Below are 21,145 nucleotides of genomic sequence, written 5' to 3'. Positions count from 1 at the left end.
AGTGTATTAGTAGCCTTCGTTTTGTTTCAGCTTACCGTTAGATACATTGATCTCGGAAACCGGAATAGGCATTACGGTACGATAGTCGTCATAGTTGATCGGACCGGCCGGAACTTGGGCATTCGTTACTGCCTTTTTGTTTCTCCATGTATCCCAGGCGTTATGACCTTCACCATAAAGTTCCAGTCTGCGTTCTGTCAGAATATCATCGATAGTAACAGAAGCAACGTCTTCATAGCCGGCTATTCTTTGCTTACGCAAGTCATTGATATAGTTGGCAGGATCAGCACCACCTGCTTTTAATGCAGCTTCTGCGGCAATCAGATATACTTCGGACAGGCGGATTACTTTCGGATTATTTACATATATTTCTCCGTCGCGTCCCGGATACTTCTGGATATACCAGCCTTCGTTATCTCCACCGTCGCTTTCTTCAGCAATCAGAGTGCTGCGAACATCTTCCGGACGTTCTTGAAGGAAAGTTTTGAATGCATCGGTGATACCGGCTTCTGCATAACCTTCGGCATGTGTGTAGAATCCGAGAGAGTTACGTTGTGCATTGTAGAGTGAGGTAATCAGGAACTCGAAAATGCTTTCACTGCTTCCAACTTTGGTCCATACTGTTTCGTATTCATCTCTGGTGTACAGCTTGTATGGAGATTTTTCGATTACATATTTGGCATCCTCAAGTGCTTTACTGTTCTCATTCATGTAGAGATATGCACGGGCTCTCAGTGCACGGGCTCCCCAATAGTCGATATGACCGGCAGTTACTACCTTGCTGGTTTCTGGGAGATTATCCAATGCAGTCTTCAAGTCATCCAGGATGGTTTCGTAAGTTTTCGCAATAGTAGCTCTTTCTGCTGTATATCCGGATTCGAAAACTTCTGTAGACAATACGATGCCCGGATCGCTGGCCTGTGCATTGCAAGGAAGTTTAGCGAACAAGCGGGCCAAGTCAAAGTGGAAAAGTGCCCGTAAAGCATACAATTCACCTACCTGAACATCAACTTCAGCTCCTTCCAGACCGGATTTCTTAACTCCCTCCAAAACTTTGTTTATTCTTGCCAGAGAAAGATAGAAGCGTTTATAGAAATAGTATGAATCAGAACTATTCTTAGTAGCTTGGTAAGCATATACATCGACAGTTTGTTTATTACTACCGATAGCTTTGAAGTCGCTACCTCTTTGGTCGGCGTACAAGAAGAAATCACCTGCGTAGCTGCCACGTGGATTAGTTCCCGCGTCTATAGAAGAAGTTTGAGACTCATAAACACCGTTAACTGCAAACTGTAAATCTTCGAGAGTCTTAATAGCACCTTCTGAAGGCCATTCACTGGAAGGCACTTTGTCGAAAGTATCGCATGAGGATACTGCCAACGTCAGTAATAGAATGGGTAAATATATTTTTTTCATTATTCAGTCTGTTTATAGATTATAATTTGATATTAATGCCGAATACACAGCTTCTCAATGCCGGTGTATCTGCCTGACGATAACCATTGATCGCTACATCCGGGTCAATGTTTTTAGTCTTCGACCACAACATAGCCAGATTGTTTGCTCTGAAGTAGATGCGGAAGTTGGAAATGTGCTTCTTCAATACCGGCAGAGTATATCCTACTGTCATTTCTCTCAGACGAATATTGTCAGTCGATTTGATTGTGCGGCTTGAGAATCTGTCCCAACGATAAGGGTTGGCATAGATAGGCATCGGGTTGTCTACTTTATCACCCGGATTTTTCCAGTAGTTTCCGGCTACATCTTCTGACAGGTTCATGGAACCGATTCTTACGCCATCATGATGAGAGAAATATCCCGGATAATCGAACATGTCACCACCAAACTGATAAGTGATCAGGAATGACAGGTCAAAGTCTTTGTATGTGAAAGTGTTGCTGAATCCACCGATAACATCAGGCAATGCTTTTCCTACAATTCCCTTACCTGCTTCCGAGTAGTCATTTACCACTCCCTTTGAGTGATCTTCAGGATCTAACCAGAATTCTCCCAGACCTGTTTCAGGATTTACACCTTTCCATTCGGGCAGATAGAATGTGTACATTGACTCTCCCTCACGGTGCAGATACATTTCTCCGTCTCCATACTGGATATCTTTTCCTTCAGGAAGTTTGTCTACCAATGCACGTTGGTAAGTCAGGTTGAAGTTTGAAGTCCATGTAAAGTTCTTGTTGCTGATATTTTTAGAATTGAGTTCCAATTCGAAACCGTCGTTCTTCAATGCACCCAAATTTTCCCAACGGGAGTCAAAGCCGGTGATTAATGAAGTAGGTACTTCGAACAGCAAATCCGTAGTCTTCTTATTGTAATATTCCAGAGACAGATTTACGCGGTCGTACATATTCCATTCAATTCCCATATTGAAGTTCTTGGATTTTTCCCAGCTTAATTTGTCGTTAGCCATTCTTGACCAGTAAATGGCGGGAGCACTTCCGTATCCGGAACCTGTATACAGGTCCATGTAACCATAGTAATCTGAGGGTAAGTTACCGTTTGTACCATAAGATGCTTTGATCTTGAAGTCGGTAAATAACGGCATATCTTGCATAAATCCTTCTTTACTCATTCTCCATGCACCGGATACAGACCAGAAACTAGCCCAACGGTTGTCTTCACTCAAACGTGACGAACCATCACGACGGAAACTGGCAGAAAGATAATACTTGTTATCATAGTTATAATTGCCACTTGCGAAATATGACATCATGCCGGCTCCCAAGGTTGAACTTGCAGCCTGGTCCGGTTGTCCGTTGGCCAATTCGGGATAGTGGCTTGAATAACGTTTGGCAACAGTTACAATCTGCAGCAGGTCTCTGTTTTCAACTTCGAAACCGGCCATCAAGTTCAGATTGTGCATATCTTTAAAAGTATCCGTGTAGTTTAATGTAGAAGAGCTGGTAGCTACGCGGCTTTCGAAGGTATAACGAGAACCCATTCCGCTGACGGAACCACCGTTAACGCTGTTGCGATCCCAATATTCAAAGTGCTTGTTGTCTACATAGTCATAACCAAAGATAGAGTTAAGTGATAACTTATCACAGAATTTGATTGTTACATCTGCATTGGTCATGCTACGGAACATTTTGGTCTGAATCCACTCCAGAGCTGTATCGCTGTCTTTACCACCTAGCATCAGATGCGGGTTGGTAACTTTACCCCATGCTGCATTTTTATTATATGAACCATCTTCATTCTTTACCGGAGCAGTCGGGTCCATTGCGAATAAAATACCTATCGGAGAAGAAGTACCCATTCCTTGAGCCTGGTCTCCCTGATCGCGGAAACCATCTTGCGATGTAGCGGCTATCATTTGCTTGAGAGCTACGTTCAGCCAGTTATTTACTTTGTGATTAACGTTCAGACGACCGGAGATACGTTCGAAGTCACTACCAAGAACGATACCCTCGCTCTTATTGTAGCCAACTCCGGCATAGAACTGAGTCTTTGACGAACCGCCGTTGATAGATACCTGGTGATCTTGAGTGAAAGCAGTACGATAGATTTCTTTCTTCCAGTTCGTATTTACTTTACCGGATGGATCATGGATAAAGTCAGCAACAGTAGCCGGTGAGTCGAGCAGAGGAATGAACATATCACCTCCGTTATCGATGTTGTTCAATGCTGCTTGTTTGCTATCTGTTATTCCGTAAGTAACCAGACAGTTGGCTAATGATTCGCGTGTGTAGTCAATCAAGTCGGCTGATCCCATCATATTGAAAGCATTTACAGCCATCTTGTTCCAGCCTACTTCACCTGAATAGCTGACATTCGTTTTTCCTTCTTTACCTTTCTTTGTGGTAATGATGATAACACCGTTTGCGGCACGTGAACCGTACAATGAAGCAGCGGCAGCATCTTTCAGAACAGTCATGCTTTCGATGTCTTCAGGATTCAGTGTACTCAATACGCTTTGAGTCTTACCGTAGTAGTTCATGTCGTCGTCAGCCTTCGTTACAACACCGTCAATAACATACAACGGGCTTTTAGAAGCACTGATAGAACCGACACCGCGAATGTTGATTTCGGCCATAGAACCTGGGTCACCAGTTGCTGAGGCTGTGCGCACACCTGCCATTTTACCGGACAGCGCTTTGTCAAAAGACTCTTTAGAACCGGAAACGATTTTATCTGCCTTAATGACAGCAGCTGATCCTGTGAATGAAGACTTCTTCGCAGTACCATAAGCTACAACAATAACCTCATCAAGATTTTGTGCATCAGATTTCAGCACAACTTTCACAGTTGGTCTGATAGCCACTTCTTGTGTCTGCATACCGATATACGAAATCTGCAAAGTCTTTGCAGAACTAATTTTTAATATAAAATGCTGATTATTACAATAATGAGAAATATAAGCCTAATCATTTTACATATTATTGTATCCATATATAAACATGATAATCAATTATTTATCAGTATCAAAGCTACCCTTTTCTTTAACGGATGATACCCTGTTTCTATCCGTTTTTATCAACTAAGTAATTTATTATAAGCAAGTTGCGTCTTTTTTTATTTATATGAAGCGCCATTAATGAATACTATTTTTATATTTATTGGATATTTCTCACCACCAATCATAATGAATGATTACTTTTTGCATAATAGTAGAAAAAGAACAAATCTGAATAAAAGCATATTTAGTTATGGTATAATTCAAAATATGCAAGACTAGCTTGTGGTAGTAACAAAAATCGGCAGAATTTTAAAACAGCAGATCTGCAGATGAAATATATCTGTCTACTATTGTCTCCTTGTGATATGCGATTGTTTGTATCAGCTTGCACCTTTAAATATAAAAGAAACGTTTAGTTTCGATATGATATATTCCCCTGTGACAAAAAAACTATCAGTTAGAACAGATTTAGAAATTAAAACTACTTTTGACTCTTCCTTTTAAAGCAATTAGATGTTTCTCGGTGAGTAACGATCTGTTCCTTTTAAAGGAACGGATCGTCCCTTTAAAAGGAATGAGTCCTGACATTGCACTTATTATGTATATTACAGTCATTTATATGCGACAAATCACTTGTAAATTGCATATTCTTACATTGATTTATGCATTATTTCTGCCATATTGTTAGATTCTGAATCAATTTTATTGAAACCAATCTTAAAAACAGGACATTCTTAGACAATCAATGTCTAACCTTTTTGTCTATTAGCTAATTTTGAATGGGCCGCTTTCTCAAGATCATGCACAATGGTCATATCCATGATATTGGCATACACTTGAGTTGTCTTCACGCTTTTGTGCCCCAACAGTTTCTGTACAGTGGTTATATTGGCACCACTATATATTAATAAGGTAGCATTTGTGTGACGTGCTGTATGAAATGATATACGTTTATCCATTTTTGCCAACTTAGCTAATGCATTCAAGTCTTTATTTACATTAGAATTATCTTTCAATTTAAAGAATCCATCCAGATCCTCTTTATAGTGCTCCAAAACCTTAAGACCTTTACCTTCAAATAATAAATATAAAGGTAGACGCACATCAATACCTGTTTTAACGGATTTGTAAATCAACCATGTCTCCTGATGGAGTTCAACAATATTTGCAGCCGTCAGATTTATAAAATCAGAATACCGTAAGCCGGCATAGCAGCAAAATAGAAAGGCATCCTTCGATTTTTGCAACTTCGTAAATTTCCCTTCCAAAATCAAATTTTCCATTTTATTCAGCTCTTCCGGAGATAGGTGCGTATGATTTCCTTCTATACTTTTTATTTTATATTTTCTAAAAGCATACTTCTGAATATCCATGTATTCCTTATTTATAGCCACATTTACATACCGCTTTAGATGCTTCATATGTTTGGCAATGGTATTGAGATGATACCCTTTAGATTGCAAATAGTTATCAAACGAAGACACAAATTCAAATGTCAAATCAGTGAATACAATGTCTTTTTTATACTCTTGCAACAATTCTAAAGTGGATAGATGGTTCTGTTTGGTGCTTTCTTTTAAAGAAGAGTTGTTGACTTCTTCTTTAAAAAACGTCAGAAATGAGTTTCCACTATTTTCCGGTTTGTCAATAGAGTCTTTCAACGAATCTAAAGATATCGATCTTCTCTGTTGCCATAATCCAAGTTCTTTCTGTTCGATGTCAGCTATAAAATCATATAGCATTCGATTTAAAGCATCTGAATTAGGATGGTTCTTTACCATCCTTCGCTTTACGTCCCATTGTTCTGGTTTAAGGTATACCCTGGTTGAAAAATACATTTTTCTCCTGTTTAAGTAAGCCTCTACTTGTACCAATGCCATTCCCTTTTTGTTCAGCTTCTTTTTTCTGTTAAACACGAGGCTGTAACTAATCTTCTTCATTCTATAATCTTTTAGTTAATACTAAGAACAAATTAAACTAAGTTCTGTGCTATAATTAAGGTTGAACCTGCATTAATTTCTGCAAAAATTAAAATTCAATAATTAAGTATTTACATAACTTTAATTTAAATGCTATTTTTTTATCGCCATTTCTTTATAATAAATCAAAAAGAAACGTGTATGGGTGAGTTTTATGTCCAAAAACAAGCAAACAGAATGTTAATTAGTACACTTTGTCTTCACAAATTGACATTTAATGCTTGATAATTCGGAATATTCAAAGCGAATAAAGATGTTTATCAGCATGTTTTTTGATGTTATAAATAACAATATGTTATATATACAACCTTTTTTTATCAAATTAATTGTTAGTTTCATATTTATTAATAATTTTGCAACTTGTTAGAGTATAGAGACAATTAATGTAAAGTTGAACTTTAAGAGAGAATTTATGAAAAGAAAATTAATGCTGTTATTGGCATGCCTTTTTGTAGGCATAAGCCTAGTAACCGCTCAAACTCAGAAAGTCACAGGCGTTGTGATTTCTGAAGAAGACGGGCAACCAGTTGTTGGAGCCTCTGTGTTGGTAAAAGGTACTACTCAAGGTACAATCACAGACATCGATGGTAATTTTAATTTGGCGAACGTACCAAGTTCTGCAAAGACTTTGCAAATTTCGTACATCGGTATGCAAACTCAAGAAGTAGCGATTAAGCCTAATTTAAAGGTAGTACTTAGGTCGGATGCTCAACAGATCGATGAAGTTGTTGTTACAGCAATGGGTATTAAAAGATCTGAAAAAGCATTAGGTTATGCTGCGACCTCAGTGGGTGGAGAAAAAATTGCGGAAAGCCGTACATCTGATGTGATGTCAAGCTTGGCAGGTAAGATTGCAGGTGTACAGATTTCCAGCACTTCATCTGACCCCGGAGCCTCTAATTCGGTCATTATCCGTGGAGTCAGCTCACTCTCCGGTACCAACCAGCCACTATATGTCGTGGATGGAGTACCTTTGAATAACTCTACCGTATACTCTACAGATGGTTTGAATAGCGGATATGATTTTGGAAACGGTGCCAACGCTATCAATCCGGATGATGTGGCAAACATGACTATTTTGAAAGGTGCTGCGGCTACTGCTTTGTATGGTAGCCGTGCCGCCAATGGTGTAGTCATGATTACTACCAAAAGTGGCCGGAAAGAAAAAGGAGTTGGAATCGAGTATAACGGTGGAGTTCAGTGGTCAACTGTTCTGCGTCTGCCGGAATTTCAAAATGAATTTGGTATGGGATGGAACGGCAACCATACAGAATTGGAGAACGGTTCCTGGGGACCTCGTTTCGATGGTTCCATGCAGCTGTGGGGGAATGTGTACAACAACTCTCAGAAACTGAAACCTTATGTGGCAATGCCTGATAACATCAAAGACTTTTTTGATGCGGGATTCAGATATAGCAACAGCCTTTCATTCAATGGAGCTACAGATAAAAGTGATTATTATGTATCATTCTCTCAGATCAGCGATGATGGTATGATCCCGACAGATGCTGACAGCTACGATAAATATACTTTTTCTGCACGCGGCAGCCATAAGGCAGGAGTGTTGACATTCTCTTCTTCACTGAATTACGCTTATCAGAAGAATAACTTTGCTACTACGGGACAAGGTTTGTCCATGCTAAACTCTTTATATCAGACACCAAGAGATATCAGCATAATAGGACTGGAAGACCAGAATGATCCGTTCAACACTCCGGGATATTATTATACCCCCTACGGAGTTATGAACCCTTATTATATTTTGAATAACTATTTGAATGAATATGAATCTGAAAGATTCTACGGAAAATTTCAATTGGATTATGAATTCCTGAAATACTTCAAGTTTACGTACCGTATGGGCTTGGATACTACGACAGGACAAAGTGACAAAGGAAAACCGAATCTGTACGCTCTTTATTATGAAGGTACTCCTAATGGAGAAGGTCAGGGCTCCAGCAGTCCTTTCTCTGGTGAAACCGGACAATATTCCGAGCAGATAACCCGTCGTCGCGAGATAAACCAGGATATTATGGTTAATTTCAATATGCCGGTTAACGATTTTAATGTCAATGCACTGGTCGGTTTCAATGGCAATGAACGTAAAGTCTCTTATCAATATTCAGAAGTTAATGATTTAACGATTCCTACATGGTTTAATCTGAAGAACTCCGGCAAAACTCCTATAGTAGAACAGCACATGGAACTCAGACGTCTGATGGGTGTTTTCGGACAGTTTGAAGGTTCATGGAAGAATATGCTCTATTTAACGGTAACTGCCCGTAATGACTGGTCTTCTACTCTTCCGAAAGAAAATCGCAGTTTCTTCTATCCCGGTATTACCGGTAGTTTTATTTTCAGCGAATTATTGAATGACAATCTGCAGGATGTGATAACTTTTGGTAAGATACGCGCCAGCTGGGGTAAAACAGGTAACGATGCTGATGTGTATATGGTTAATCCTGTGTATGCACAATCTTCCAATAGAATACCTTTCGGTTCTCTGACTTTCCCTCTAGGAGGTGTCAACGCTTACTCTGCAGGAAATGTACTCGGAAGTAATACATTAAGTCCGGAAATGACCACAGAATCTGAAGTCGGTTTAAATATGGCTTTCTTCCAAAACCGCCTCTCTTTTGACGTATCTTATTATAACAGGAATACCGATAAGCAGATTTTCTCTTTGGCTATGGACCCTGCTTCAGGCTATACAGCACAGAATATGAACTTGGGTAAGATTCGTAACCGTGGTATAGAACTCCTGATCAGCGGTACTCCGATAAGAACAAAAGATTTTAGTTGGGAACTGACATGGAACTTCACAAAGAACTGGAGCAAGGTGATCAGTTTGCCGGAAGAATTGGGTGGCATTACAACGATTTATGGTCTCAATGGAGGTACCAGTATGTACGCTATAACAGGCATGCCTGTTGGTGTTTTCAAGGCTCAGGTAGCCGAACGTGATCCGCAAGGACGTATTGTAGTAAATTCATCAACGGGTCTTCCGGTTGAAGCCAGCGAATTCGGAATCTGCGGAGATATGAATAACAAATATCAAATGGGTGTTTCTACTAATTTAAAATATAAAGGCATAAGCTTAGGTATTGATTTTGATATCCGTCAGGGGGGAGTAATGTATTCACGTACTAAAGATATAAACTATTTTACCGGTAACGCAATACAGACTGCCTACAATGACCGTAATCCTTTGATTGTTCCTAACTCAGTAAATAAAATAGTGAATGGAGAAAACGTTACTTATGTAGAAAATACAACTCCTATTACTAGTTCTAACATTTATAAATACTGGGGTGACGGTGGCTCTGATATGGGAAGCTGCTTCCTGGTAGACAAATCATACGTCAAGCTTCGTTCTGTTGTATTAGGTTGGGACCTCCCCAGAAGATGGTTGGCAAAAACTCCTTTCCAGGCAGTAAAAGTGTCTGCATATGGCAATAACTTATTTGTCTGGACTCCATCCAGCAATACATTTATTGATCCCGAAATGACTTCATTTGGTAATGACCTTGAAGGTAACTATGGAGAATACACAGCTAATCCCAGCTCACGTCGTTTCGGTTTCAACTTAATGGTTAAATTTTAAACAGGAATAAAAATGAAAAAAATATTATTATATGCATCATTAGCAACAACAGCATTGTTTGCAGGTTGCGACCTGAACATCAATGACGACCCGAACTACCCGATGAATGATCAGGTGACGGCGGATTTGATATTCCCCTCTATCAGTGCTTCCATTGCTTCGGCGGTAGGCGGAGAAATTTATAATTACGCTGGCTTTTTCGCTCAGTACTATGAACAGAAACCGGAGTCGAATCAGTATAACACTCTATGTGAATATACATTTACCGAATCTTCCCAGCAAATGGATTATTCTTATAGAATCCTGTTTGCAGGAGCTTTGGAAGATGCAAAGCAGGTTCTGGAAAAGACTACAAACCCTGCCAACCGCTTCGCCACTACCATACTAAGAGCATATGCCTTTCAGATAATGGTAGATAATACCAGTGACTCACCTTATTCGGAAGCTCTGCAAGGTAATGCCAATGCCACACCTAAATGGGATACAGGTGAAACAGTATATAAAGGTATATTAGGTGAGATCGATGCAGCAGAAGCTGCTTTGGATGGAAGCGGTATGGATGTGCCGGATTTGATATTCAACAAAAATATCGCTCAATGGAAAGGTTTTGCCAATGCTCTTCGCCTCCGTATGTATCTGCGTTTCATTGATGCCAATATAGATGCGGCTTTGTATACAGAGAAAGTGAAGACCTTGGTACAAAACAACGAATTCTTTACCGGTGACGTGAAACTGGATTGTTTTTTGGATGAAACAGACAAACGGAATCCATGGTATAATACAAATGCGGTCGGATTGACCGGTAATCATTGTGCTGCTTATCCATTAATTTCTTATTTAAGCAGTACGGGAGATCCTCGAATCGCCTATGGTATTAGTAAAACAGATGCGGATGGAAAGTATGTCGGTCAACTTCCCGGAGGAAAAACACATATGCAAAGCATTCTGGGTACTGACAACTGGAAAAATAAAAACGTGAGTGCGATTGATTACTCTATCGGGGCTACAAAACCTGTCTATTTCTTTACTCAGGCTGAATTACAATTCCTGATAGCAGAGGTATATGCTCGTTTCCTCAATGATGATGCGAATGCAAAAAGTGCTTATGAAGCAGGTGTAACTGCTGACTTTGCCGTTCGTGGATTTACAGGTCAAGAAAGCACTATTCTGGAAGGAGAGTGTGCATGGTCTGCTGCCTCTACACTGGCAGACAAGCTAAACTTGATTTATATGCAGAAATGGGTAGCTCTTTTCTATATGGATCACATGGAAGCATGGAGTGAGATTCGTCGTACGGATTGTCCGAAACTATCTTCTTATTCAGCAGCTCAGATACAAGCTAATGAGGCAGTATACACTCCGGGAGAGTTGGTTGCACCATGGACTAATGGTCTGGAAGCAGGCGGACTGATGAAACGTATGACTTATCCATTAAGCGCACGTCAGCAAAATGTAAATACTCCTGCAGGAGTACCGGGAAGTACTCCGGTTTGGTGGGATATCAAATAGTAACCAATAACTTAGTAAGTTTTACGTATGAAAAATATAATATACAGCATATTAGTATGTTTGCCGTTTGTCTTTGGAGCTTGCGACAAATCAACAGATGATACTTCTAAAGTCACCTATTTTGTAACGTTGGAAAGAGAAGGCGATGAAAAGATCGTTTTAGAAAAAGGACAACCCTTTGTGGAGCCGGGATATTATGCGGAAATGAATGGAGAGGATATAACTGAATCAGTTCAGATAAAAGGAAGTGTTGATGTCAACACTCCGGGAATCTACAATTTAGTATATGCGGCATACAATGAGGACGGTTTTGCCAAAACATTCACGAGAACAGTATATGTAGCAGATGATACTGCTTCTCCTTTGAAATCCGGAATTTATACTATAGCCGAAGGAAGCAAGCGTACCGCCCCTTCTGTGGTAGCTTTCAGTGGATATGAGATTGTGATTTTGCAGATGGAACCGGGAATATTTTATATCAGCGATTTCTTAGGAGGCTGGTATGACCAGCGTGCTGGCTATGGACCAGATTATGCAATGGTTGGTAAATTCGAATTGAATGATGATAATACCATTACTCCTCTGGAAAGTTATGTTGCAGGTTGGGGAGATTCCATGGATCAAATGACTAATACATTATTAGATCCTGCGACTGGGACTCTGAAATGGACTGTTGCTTATGCCGGTCAGCTATCTTTTGACATTATAGTAAAACAATAAAAATACGATTATGAAGAAATATATGATATTACTTTTAGTTTCACTGGCTTTTACATTCGTGGCATGCGACAACGATACAGAACCAGGTGGTACTGCTATTGAAAAAATGGCAGGAGACTGGTGGGTGACAGTGAATGCATTTATTGACGGGAAAGAAGTAGAAGATCCCTTTGGAGCAGGACATCTGCAAATGAGTACTTACAATACAGCCAGCAACAGTGAAACTGAAATGTGGCTGGACGATTTAGGAAATTTCTGGGAATATAAACTGAAAGTAAACGTGAATTATGCAACGAGGACTTTCTCGACAACGGGCTTTGTGGATAATGTAACATATGAGTCCAAAGTGAAGATAACTGATGGTAAGGTACTGGAAAAAGCTGCCACAACTCCTAGCGGTATGCCTGCTGACAGTATCGTATATATGGTACAGTTCGACGACGATGAAGATGGATTAACTTATAAGGTTTCAGGTTTTCGTCGAACAGGTTTCCCTGCTGACGATTTTTAACAGAAGAGTTTAAATATGGAGAGGGCTGTTCCGCGAGTGGAACAGCCTTTTTTGCAATCTAACTTCAAATAAGACAGATCAATATATGGCAGTCTCTAATATTTACAATAATTGCTTGCCTTTAAAAGAAAAATGAATGGGATAATGTTTTTAATTAATAATATCCATTACCTGATTAATTGTATACAAATGAAGGCGCCTTTTATAACATGATACTATTTTTTTATTTATAATAGCTACCTGTTTTACAGATATAATATTGATTATAAGATAAATACTCCTCATTTCGGTAGAGAAATGGTATTACAAAGAGAGAGTAGATCATAAGCTGAATTTTGCTAACTAACTGTCAAATAGATGTATAGGCTATTTCTGTTTGATAAAATATCGACCTGTGTTACTGATTTGCACTCTGTATATCTTTCTGATTATCAGTTATATATAAATTTATTAGTTCTGCAAAGACTTTGCAGATTTCGTATATCGGTATGCGGACACAAGAAGTTGAAATCAAACCAACTTTAAAAGTCGTATTAAAGTCTGATTCTCAGAATCTTGATGAAGTTGTAGTAACAGCTATGGGTATCAAGCGATCTGAAAAATCTTTAGGTTATGCTGTCTCCAGTGTAAAAGGAGATGAGATAACTAAGGCGCGTGAAAGTAATGTGCTTAATTCGTTGTCCGGTAAGATTGCAGGTTTGCAAATTGCACAGTCGTCCGGAACAGTAGGTGGTAGCTCAAGTATACAGATTCGTGGCGCTTCTTCCATTGGTACAGTTTCTTCTCCTCTGTTTATTATTGACGGACTTCCTATTGATAATGGTTCTTACAATCCTGACAGAACCAATGGTATAGTCGATGTGGGTAACCGCGCAGGAGACATCAACTCTGACGATATTGAATCTATCAACGTATTGAAGGGTGCAGCTGCAACCGCATTGTATGGAGCGCGTGCAAAGGATGGTGCAATTGTTATTACCACAAAGAAAGGAAAAAAGAACTCACCGGTCTTTGTTACGGTGAATTCCTCAACACGATTTGAAAATGTACTCAAATTGCCTGATTTCCAGAATGAGTATGCACAGGGTAGTTACGGAGTGTATAATGTAAAGATGTTGAATGGATGGGGACCGAAGATTTCGTCGGTACAAGATCAGCAATTTACAGATTATAAAGGAGATAAAGTGACTTTGAAGGCAAATCCTGATAATGTGAAGGATTTCTATGAAACCGGAATGAGTTATATTAATAATGTATCAGTAGCCGGAGGTGGTGAAAAAGCTGATTTCCGTTTGAGTTTTACCTCTACCAACCAGACGGGTGTTGTACCTGGTTCTGACTATAATAAATATGCTTTTTCTGTGAATGCAGGTATGAACTTTACGAATAACTTTACAGGACGTATTTCTGCTCAATACATACGTTCTGATTCAGAAGGTCGTCCGGCACAGGGAGCAAATGATAGTAACTTGTTGATTCCATTGATCAATGGATTGCCAAGAACCATTGATATTCATGACATCAAGCAGAATTGGATTGATGAAAATGGTAAACAAATTACGCTAGACCCGGAAGGTAAAAGTAATAATCCGTACTGGATTATTAATAAGAATAAGTTTACCAATAATCTGGATCGTATGATCGGCAATATCACATTGACTTATAAACCGATTGAAGGATTGACTATTACTAATAATGCCGGAACGGATTTCTATACAGAAGGAAGACGTAAAGTTTATGCAAAAGGTACTGTAGGAGCCTTGAACGGTAAATTCCAGACTTGGAATTTGTATAAAAGAATTATAAATAATGACTTAATGGTTTCCTATGAGAAGACTTTTGCCAATGATTATCATTTTAAGGCTATGATAGGTCACAATCTCTATCAGGAAGAATGGAAAAATGAGAATGTACAAGCTCAGAATCTCGTAGTTGACGAGTTATATACATACACTAATGCAAAGTCTACTACTCCGGTGAATTATTATGAAAAGAAACGTCTTGTGGGTTTGTATGGAGATATTAGCTTGGGATATAAAGATATGCTTTTCGTTAATGTAACAGGACGTAATGACTGGTCGTCTACTTTGCCTGTCAATAATCGTTCTTATTTTTATCCGTCTATCAGCGGTAGTTTCATTTTCACAGAGTTGATGGAGAATAAAGACATTCTGAATTATGGTAAGGTTCGTTTAAGCTATGCGAATGTGGGTAGTGATGAAGACCCATATAATTTAGCATTTAAATATACTCCTGCCAGTACTTATTTCTTGCAATATTTGGGCAATGTTAATACTTTCCCACATATGGGACTGGTTGGTTTTACCGGCCCTCGTGTATTGCCGAATGAAAATCTGAAACCTCAGAATCAAAGTTCATTCGAAGTCGGAGCTGATTTACGTTTCTTCGGTGGAAAGATTCGTTTGGATATGACTTACTATAGTAACATTACAAAGAATCAGATTGTAAGTATTGATGTCCCGTTATCAACAGGTTACTTTGCTAATAATATCAATGCCGGAAAGATTGCCAATAAAGGTGTCGAAGTAACTCTGGGTTTGACACCTGTAGAAACACGTAACTTTAAATGGGATCTGGATGCAACGTTTGCTTCTAATAAGCAGACTGTGGAAGAATTGGCCGAAGGACTTGATGAATATACATTAACAAGCGGATTGAGTGGTCTGCAGATTAAGGCTGCGAAAGGTGATTCGTTCGGTTTGTACGGTACTGCCTGGAAGCGTGATGATCAAGGCAATTATGTGATCAATTCTAAGACAGGTTTGAGAGAAACTGTCAATAACGTACGCCTGGGAGATGTTTATCCTGATTTTACAATGGGTATTAATAACACACTTACTTATAAAGGATTGACCTTCAGTTTCTTGATTGATATTCGTCATGGAGGGTCTTTGTATTCAGAAACTGTTGCTAATTTAAGAAGCAGCGGTTTGGCTGCAGAAACAGTAGCTCATCGTGAAGATGCTTCTTTTATCGAACCGGGCGTAATCCTTCAGGATGACGGAACCTACAGACCTAATGATGTGCCGGTGAAGAGTATGCAGGATTACTGGCAACATGTGTCCAATTCTAGTAATAATGAAGGAAATATCTATAATGCATCATTCGTGAAACTTAGAGAGGTACAACTGTCTTATAGTTTCCCACGTAAATGGTTCAAGAGTTTCTTTGTTAAATCATTGGATTTAGGCTTCGAGGCACGTAATTTATGGATCATCAAAGACCATGTGCCGCATATTGATCCGGAAGCAAACTTTTTTGGTCCCTCTCAAATCGGAGGTGGTGTAGAGTTTAACAGCATTCCTTCTACCAGAAGTTTCGGATTTAATCTCAGATTAACATTGTAAGAATTAAACGAAGATGATTATGAAAAAGAAAATATTAGTATATGCATTAAGCGCTTTGACATGTGGGCTGTTTACCTCATGCAGCGACTGGCTTGATATTAACCATGACCCCAATACTGCCGAGAAAGTTGATCCCGGATATTTATTTAACTATGCAGCTGTAAACTGGGCCGGAACACGAACAGGTGGTGACTTCTATATTCCTTTATCTATGAGTTCACAGTGTCAGGTTGACGGTGGACTTGATTATGGTGGATGGGATGAATCAGTATATACCATTTCTCCCTACAGCACAGGAAACGTGTGGAAACATTATTATTCTGTTGGTGGCAACAATTTGATGCTGGCTATTAAAAATGCAGAAGAATCAGATCCGGTGAATCACAATGCTATTGCACAATGTAAGATTCTGCTGGCTGAACATATGTATGAAGCAACCATGTTATGGGGAGACATACCTTTCACCGAGTCATGGAACGGAACAATCAAATATCCGAAGTTTGATTCTCAGGAAAGTGTGCTGAATGGTGTTCTGTCGTTGCTTGATGAGGCATTGCAGGTAATGGATCTGAATGATGCTAATGCGATTGATGAGTACGATATCTATTATAAAGGTGACATGAACAAATGGATGACTCTGGCAAAATCGTTAAAGTTCAGGACACTGATGGTCATGGTAGACAAAGATCCTTCTAAGGCTACTGCTATTGGTACGATGTTGCAGGCTGGAGGAATGGTTTCATCAGCATCAGATAATTTGGTATTCCCTTATTCTACAGACCCGGGCAATCAGAATCCTAAATATGAACTTATAGAGTTGGTCGGTGGTACGCAGATTTTGTTTTTTGCCAGCAATTATATGCTGAAGCCGATGCAGGAACGCAATGACCCCCGTATTCCTTGTTATTTTGAGCCGGGTGCCGATGGTGTGTACAGAGGGTTAGGCAACCGTGAGCCTGCTGAGACAGATGACAAGGATAATATGTTATCATCTGTTGTGAGCAGCTATCTTTTCAGGAAAGATGCGCCGGAGCTGATTTACTCTTGTCAGGAACAGCTGCTTCTGGAAGCGGAAGCTTATGCTCGCGGTTTGGGAGTTGCTCAGAATCTGTCGAAGGCTAATGAATTGTACAAGAAAGGCGTTCGGGAAGCATGTGCATTCTATGGAGTAGCTGAAAACGATATTGATACATATGTTACAGGTTTGCCGGAATTGACAACAGTGACTCCGGAGAATGCATTATATGAGATTCATATGCAACAGTGGATTGATTTGATGGACCGTCCGTTCGAGGAGTTCGTGCAGTGGAGGCGTTCCGGAACTGCAGGCAATGAAGTTCCAACTTTGCAAGTACCGGAAGATGCAACTTCAAAAGAACTGATCAGAAGATGGGAATATAGCCCCGAAGAGATGACGGCTAATATCAATGCTCCGAAAGAATCTCCGAAGATCTGGGAAAAATTATGGTTTGATTTATAATCGAATTATTATAAATGGTTACGAAAAAGAGGACAATACAACATTGTCCTCTTTTTTTTTGTTATATTTGCGACCATATTTAGATTTATATATCAGAAGAAAAGAATGAAAGAATTTATAATATCCGAAGCCAAAGTAGAAACAGCAGTACTTGTCGGACTCATTACCCAGACGCAGGATGAGCGGAAAACAAACGAGTATCTCGATGAATTGGCTTTCCTTGCTGAGACGGCTGGGGCGGAAGTAGTAAAACGATTTACACAGAAATTGCCGACTGCCAATTCGGTAACTTATGTCGGAAAAGGGAAATTGGAAGAGATCAGACAATATATACGAACGGAAGAGGAAGAAGAACGTGAAGTAGGAATGGTTATCTTTGATGATGAACTTTCCGCGAAACAAATACGTAATATTGAAGCCGAACTGAAAGTGAAGATACTGGACCGTACTTCATTGATTCTCGATATATTTGCGATGCGCGCTCAGACTGCCAATGCGAAGACGCAGGTGGAGCTGGCTCAATATAAATATATGTTGCCACGTCTGCAACGGCTTTGGACTCACTTGGAACGCCAAGGTGGTGGATCAGGTAGCGGAAGCGGTAAAGGAGGCTCTGTGGGACTTCGCGGACCGGGTGAAACGCAGCTCGAAATGGACCGCCGTATCATCTTGAACCGTATGTCATTGCTGAAAGAACGTCTGGCTGAAATTGATAAACAGAAAGCTACCCAGCGTAAAAATCGAGGACGTATGATCCGTGTCGCACTGGTTGGCTATACCAACGTTGGAAAATCGACAATCATGAACTTACTGTCAAAGAGCGAAGTTTTTGCAGAAAACAAGCTTTTTGCTACACTGGATACAACGGTACGTAAAGTGATCATCGATAACCTGCCGTTTCTCTTATCTGATACAGTCGGATTTATCCGTAAATTGCCTACCGATCTGGTGGATTCATTCAAATCGACTTTGGATGAGGTGCGAGAAGCAGATTTATTGTTACATGTAGTCGATATCTCTCATCCCGGATTTGAAGAACAGATTGAAGTGGTGAACAGGACACTGGCCGACATTGGCGGCGGCGGCAAACCCATGATACTTATATTTAATAAAATAGACGCTTATACCTACGTGGAGAAAGCGCCGGACGACCTTACCCCCCGAACAAAGGAAAACTTAACACTCGAAGAACTGATGAAGACGTGGATGGCAAAGATGGAGGACAACTGCCTCTTTATTTCCGCCCGCGAACGAATCAATATAGACGAACTGAAAGATGTGGTTTATCAGCGAGTGAAAGAATTGCATGTTCAAAAGTATCCCTATAACGATTTTCTTTATCAGACTTACGAAGAGGAAGAATAATAATCAATGTACCGCTTACTGATTGGGGGAGGCGGTACATATCTATTTTTTATCTATATGAAAGACTATCGTAAACTGACTGAAGACGAAGTGCTTCAGTTGAAGAGCCAGTCGTGTCTGGCTGATGATTGGGGGAATGTTTCGGTTGCTGAGGGCTTTAACTGTGAGTATGTTCACCATACTCGTTTTTCGGGTGAAGTGAAATTAGGCGTATTTGATGCCGAATTTACGCTGCCCGGAGGAATCAGGAAACACTCGGGACTCCGTCATGTCACTCTGCACAATGTAGTAGTAGGGGATAACTGCTGCATTGAAAACATTCAAAACTACATTGCTAATTATGAAATTGGAAATGATACCTTCATTGAAAATGTAGATATCATTTTAGTAGATGGGCTGAGCACCTTTGGTAATGGGGTAGAAGCAACAGTGCTCAATGAAACGGGGGGGCGTGAAGTGCTGATTAATGATAAGCTGTCGGCACACCAAGCGTACATACTGGCCTTATATCGCCACCGCCCGGAACTGATTAATCGCATGAAAGCGATTGCTGATTATTATTCCAATAAACATGCTTCTGCTACAGGCAGTATAGGCGACCATGTGATGATCCTTAATACGGGATCTATCAAGAATGTGAGAATCGGTGATTATTGCCATATCTGTGGTACTTGTCGTTTATCAAACGGTAGTGTAAACAGTAATGTAACAGCACCTGTACACATCGGACATGGAGTAATATGTGATGATTTCATTATTTCTTCTGGTTCTGAAGTGGATGACGGTACAATGTTGACCCGTTGTTTTGTTGGTCAGGCATGTAAGTTGGGGCATAACTACTCAGCTTCCGATTCCTTGTTCTTTAGTAACTGTCAGGGAGAGAATGGAGAAGCATGTGCTATCTTTGCAGGACCTTTTACAGTGACTCACCACAAATCGACTTTATTGATTGCCGGAATGTTCTCGTTTATGAACGCGGGATCGGGCTCCAATCAGAGTAACCACATGTATAAATTGGGACCTATCCATCAAGGAACAATGGAAAGAGGGGCTAAAACGACTTCAGACTCGTATATCTTATGGCCGGCACGTGTCGGAGCTTTCTCTCTGGTAATGGGACGACACGTTAATCATGCCGATACTTCTAACCTTCCTTTCTCTTATCTGATTGAGCAACGAAATACGACTTATTTGGTTCCGGGAGTGAATCTGAGAAGTGTAGGTACCATTCGCGATGCTCAGAAGTGGCCGAAACGTGATAAGCGGAAAGATCCGAATCGCCTGGATTATATCAATTATAATCTTCTGAGTCCATATACTATTCAGAAAATGTTCAAAGGACGCTCTATTCTGAAGGATCTTAAACGGGTATCCGGGGAAACATCTGAAATCTATTCTTTCCAAAGTGCAAAGATTAAAAATTCTTCTCTGAACAACGGCATTCGTTTTTATGAAATTGCTATTCATAAGTTTTTGGGGAATTCAATCATAAAGCGCTTGGAGGGTATTAATTTCCAAAGTAATGAAGAGATACGCCAGCGTCTGAAACCGGATACGGAAATCGGAACTGGTGAATGGGTGGATATGTCCGGACTGATCGCTCCTAAAAGTGAAATAGACCGCCTGCTCGATGGTATCGAGAATGGTTCAGTCAACCGATTGAAATCCATTAATGCCAGCTTTGCGGAAATGCACGAGAATTACTATACGTATGAGTGGACTTGGGCTTATAACAAAATTCAGGAGTTTTATGGCTTGAATCCGGATGAGATAACAGCGCAGGACATAATCTGTATCGTGAAAACATGGAAGGAGGCAGTAGTGGGTCTCGATAAAATGGTATATGATGATGCCCGTAAAGAGTTCTCATTGTCTTCAATGACAGGATTCGGGGCGGATGGGTCTCATGATGAAATGAAGCAGGACTTTGAACAAGTACGCGGTGACTTTGAAAGTAACACATTTGTTACAGCGGTATTAAAACATATCGAAGATAAAACGGCCCTTGGAAATGAACTGATCAAAAGAATTGAGTCCATTCAAGACTAAATGATAAAGCTGGCTTATTCTTTAATTCATTCATTTATAATAGCTTTTGTTGTACAGAGTTCTCGGCTAGTTTTCATCTTGATGAGAAAAAAATCTCACCTTGATGAGAAAATTTTCTTATCGCAATGAGAAAAAAAACTCATCAC

At 39.9% G+C, this 21,145-nt stretch carries 11 protein-coding genes; 8 read left to right on the top strand and 3 right to left on the bottom strand.

The window, feature by feature from the left end; genetic code table 11:
* Positions 1-6: 6 nt before the first annotated feature.
* The 3 genes from K6V30_RS01020 to K6V30_RS01010 all read right to left on the bottom strand — a co-directional run bounded on the left by K6V30_RS01020 (position 7) and on the right by K6V30_RS01010 (position 6,354).
* Complete coding sequence (locus tag K6V30_RS01020; RefSeq protein ID WP_055270601.1) at positions 7-1,416, bottom strand: RagB/SusD family nutrient uptake outer membrane protein; 1,410 nt, start codon at positions 1,414-1,416, stop codon at positions 7-9.
* Positions 1,417-1,435: 19 nt separating this feature from the next.
* Positions 1,436-4,342 carry a SusC/RagA family TonB-linked outer membrane protein gene (locus tag K6V30_RS01015; RefSeq protein ID WP_262903700.1) on the bottom strand — a complete coding sequence of 969 codons (2,907 nt, stop codon included), beginning with the start codon at positions 4,340-4,342 and terminating at the stop codon, positions 1,436-1,438.
* Between the two features lie 821 nt (positions 4,343-5,163).
* Positions 5,164-6,354 carry a site-specific integrase gene (locus tag K6V30_RS01010; RefSeq protein WP_010539501.1) on the bottom strand — a complete coding sequence of 397 codons (1,191 nt, stop codon included), beginning with the start codon at positions 6,352-6,354 and terminating at the stop codon, positions 5,164-5,166.
* Positions 6,355-6,805: 451 nt separating this feature from the next.
* On the opposite strand from K6V30_RS01010, the gene K6V30_RS01005 reads away from it, so the two are divergent.
* The 8 genes from K6V30_RS01005 (at position 6,806) to K6V30_RS00970 (ending at position 20,999) form a co-directional block, all read left to right on the top strand.
* Positions 6,806-9,997, top strand: coding sequence for a SusC/RagA family TonB-linked outer membrane protein (locus tag K6V30_RS01005; RefSeq protein WP_224207237.1), 3,192 nt, complete (start codon positions 6,806-6,808; stop codon positions 9,995-9,997).
* 12 nt (positions 9,998-10,009) lie between these two features.
* Positions 10,010-11,506, top strand: coding sequence for a SusD/RagB family nutrient-binding outer membrane lipoprotein (locus K6V30_RS01000; protein ID WP_055270593.1), 1,497 nt, complete (start codon positions 10,010-10,012; stop codon positions 11,504-11,506).
* Between the two features lie 27 nt (positions 11,507-11,533).
* Complete coding sequence (locus K6V30_RS00995) at positions 11,534-12,226, top strand: BT_2262 family domain-containing protein (RefSeq protein ID WP_022301463.1); 693 nt, start codon at positions 11,534-11,536, stop codon at positions 12,224-12,226.
* Positions 12,227-12,236: 10 nt separating this feature from the next.
* Positions 12,237-12,737, top strand: a complete 501-nt coding sequence (locus K6V30_RS00990; protein ID WP_055270591.1) for a lipid-binding protein — start codon at positions 12,237-12,239, stop codon at positions 12,735-12,737.
* A gap of 467 nt (positions 12,738-13,204) precedes the next feature.
* Positions 13,205-16,105, top strand: a complete 2,901-nt coding sequence (locus K6V30_RS00985; RefSeq protein ID WP_055270589.1) for a SusC/RagA family TonB-linked outer membrane protein — start codon at positions 13,205-13,207, stop codon at positions 16,103-16,105.
* Positions 16,106-16,124: 19 nt separating this feature from the next.
* Entirely contained in the window at positions 16,125-17,585 is a 1,461-nt protein-coding gene (locus K6V30_RS00980; protein WP_022301465.1) for a SusD/RagB family nutrient-binding outer membrane lipoprotein, read from the top strand.
* A 105-nt stretch (positions 17,586-17,690) separates the two neighbouring features.
* On the top strand, positions 17,691-18,950 hold the full coding sequence (hflX, locus tag K6V30_RS00975; RefSeq protein ID WP_055270586.1) for a GTPase HflX: 1,260 nt from the start codon (positions 17,691-17,693) through the stop codon (positions 18,948-18,950).
* A gap of 57 nt (positions 18,951-19,007) precedes the next feature.
* Positions 19,008-20,999, top strand: coding sequence for a DUF4954 family protein (locus tag K6V30_RS00970; RefSeq protein ID WP_029425720.1), 1,992 nt, complete (start codon positions 19,008-19,010; stop codon positions 20,997-20,999).
* Positions 21,000-21,145: the final 146 nt, after the last annotated feature.

It is taken from the genome of Bacteroides faecis, from assembly GCF_020091505.1.
Taxonomy (GTDB): Bacteria; Bacteroidota; Bacteroidia; order Bacteroidales; family Bacteroidaceae; genus Bacteroides; species Bacteroides faecis.
This window is presented reverse-complemented; position numbering and strand designations above follow the sequence as displayed.

Bases quoted from the DNA above. Each gene is read 5' to 3' on its own strand.
- K6V30_RS00995 (WP_022301463.1), top strand. From the start codon at position 11,534: ATGAAAAATATAATATACAGCATATTAGTATGTTTGCCGTTTGTCTTT.
- K6V30_RS01020 (WP_055270601.1), bottom strand. From the start codon at position 1,416: ATGAAAAAAATATATTTACCCATTCTATTACTGACGTTGGCAGTATCC.
- hflX (WP_055270586.1), top strand. From the start codon at position 17,691: ATGAAAGAATTTATAATATCCGAAGCCAAAGTAGAAACAGCAGTACTT.
- K6V30_RS00990 (WP_055270591.1), top strand. From the start codon at position 12,237: ATGAAGAAATATATGATATTACTTTTAGTTTCACTGGCTTTTACATTC.
- K6V30_RS00970 (WP_029425720.1), top strand. From the start codon at position 19,008: ATGAAAGACTATCGTAAACTGACTGAAGACGAAGTGCTTCAGTTGAAG.
- K6V30_RS00980 (WP_022301465.1), top strand. From the start codon at position 16,125: ATGAAAAAGAAAATATTAGTATATGCATTAAGCGCTTTGACATGTGGG.
- K6V30_RS01000 (WP_055270593.1), top strand. From the start codon at position 10,010: ATGAAAAAAATATTATTATATGCATCATTAGCAACAACAGCATTGTTT.
- K6V30_RS01010 (WP_010539501.1), bottom strand. From the start codon at position 6,354: ATGAAGAAGATTAGTTACAGCCTCGTGTTTAACAGAAAAAAGAAGCTG.
- K6V30_RS01005 (WP_224207237.1), top strand. From the start codon at position 6,806: ATGAAAAGAAAATTAATGCTGTTATTGGCATGCCTTTTTGTAGGCATA.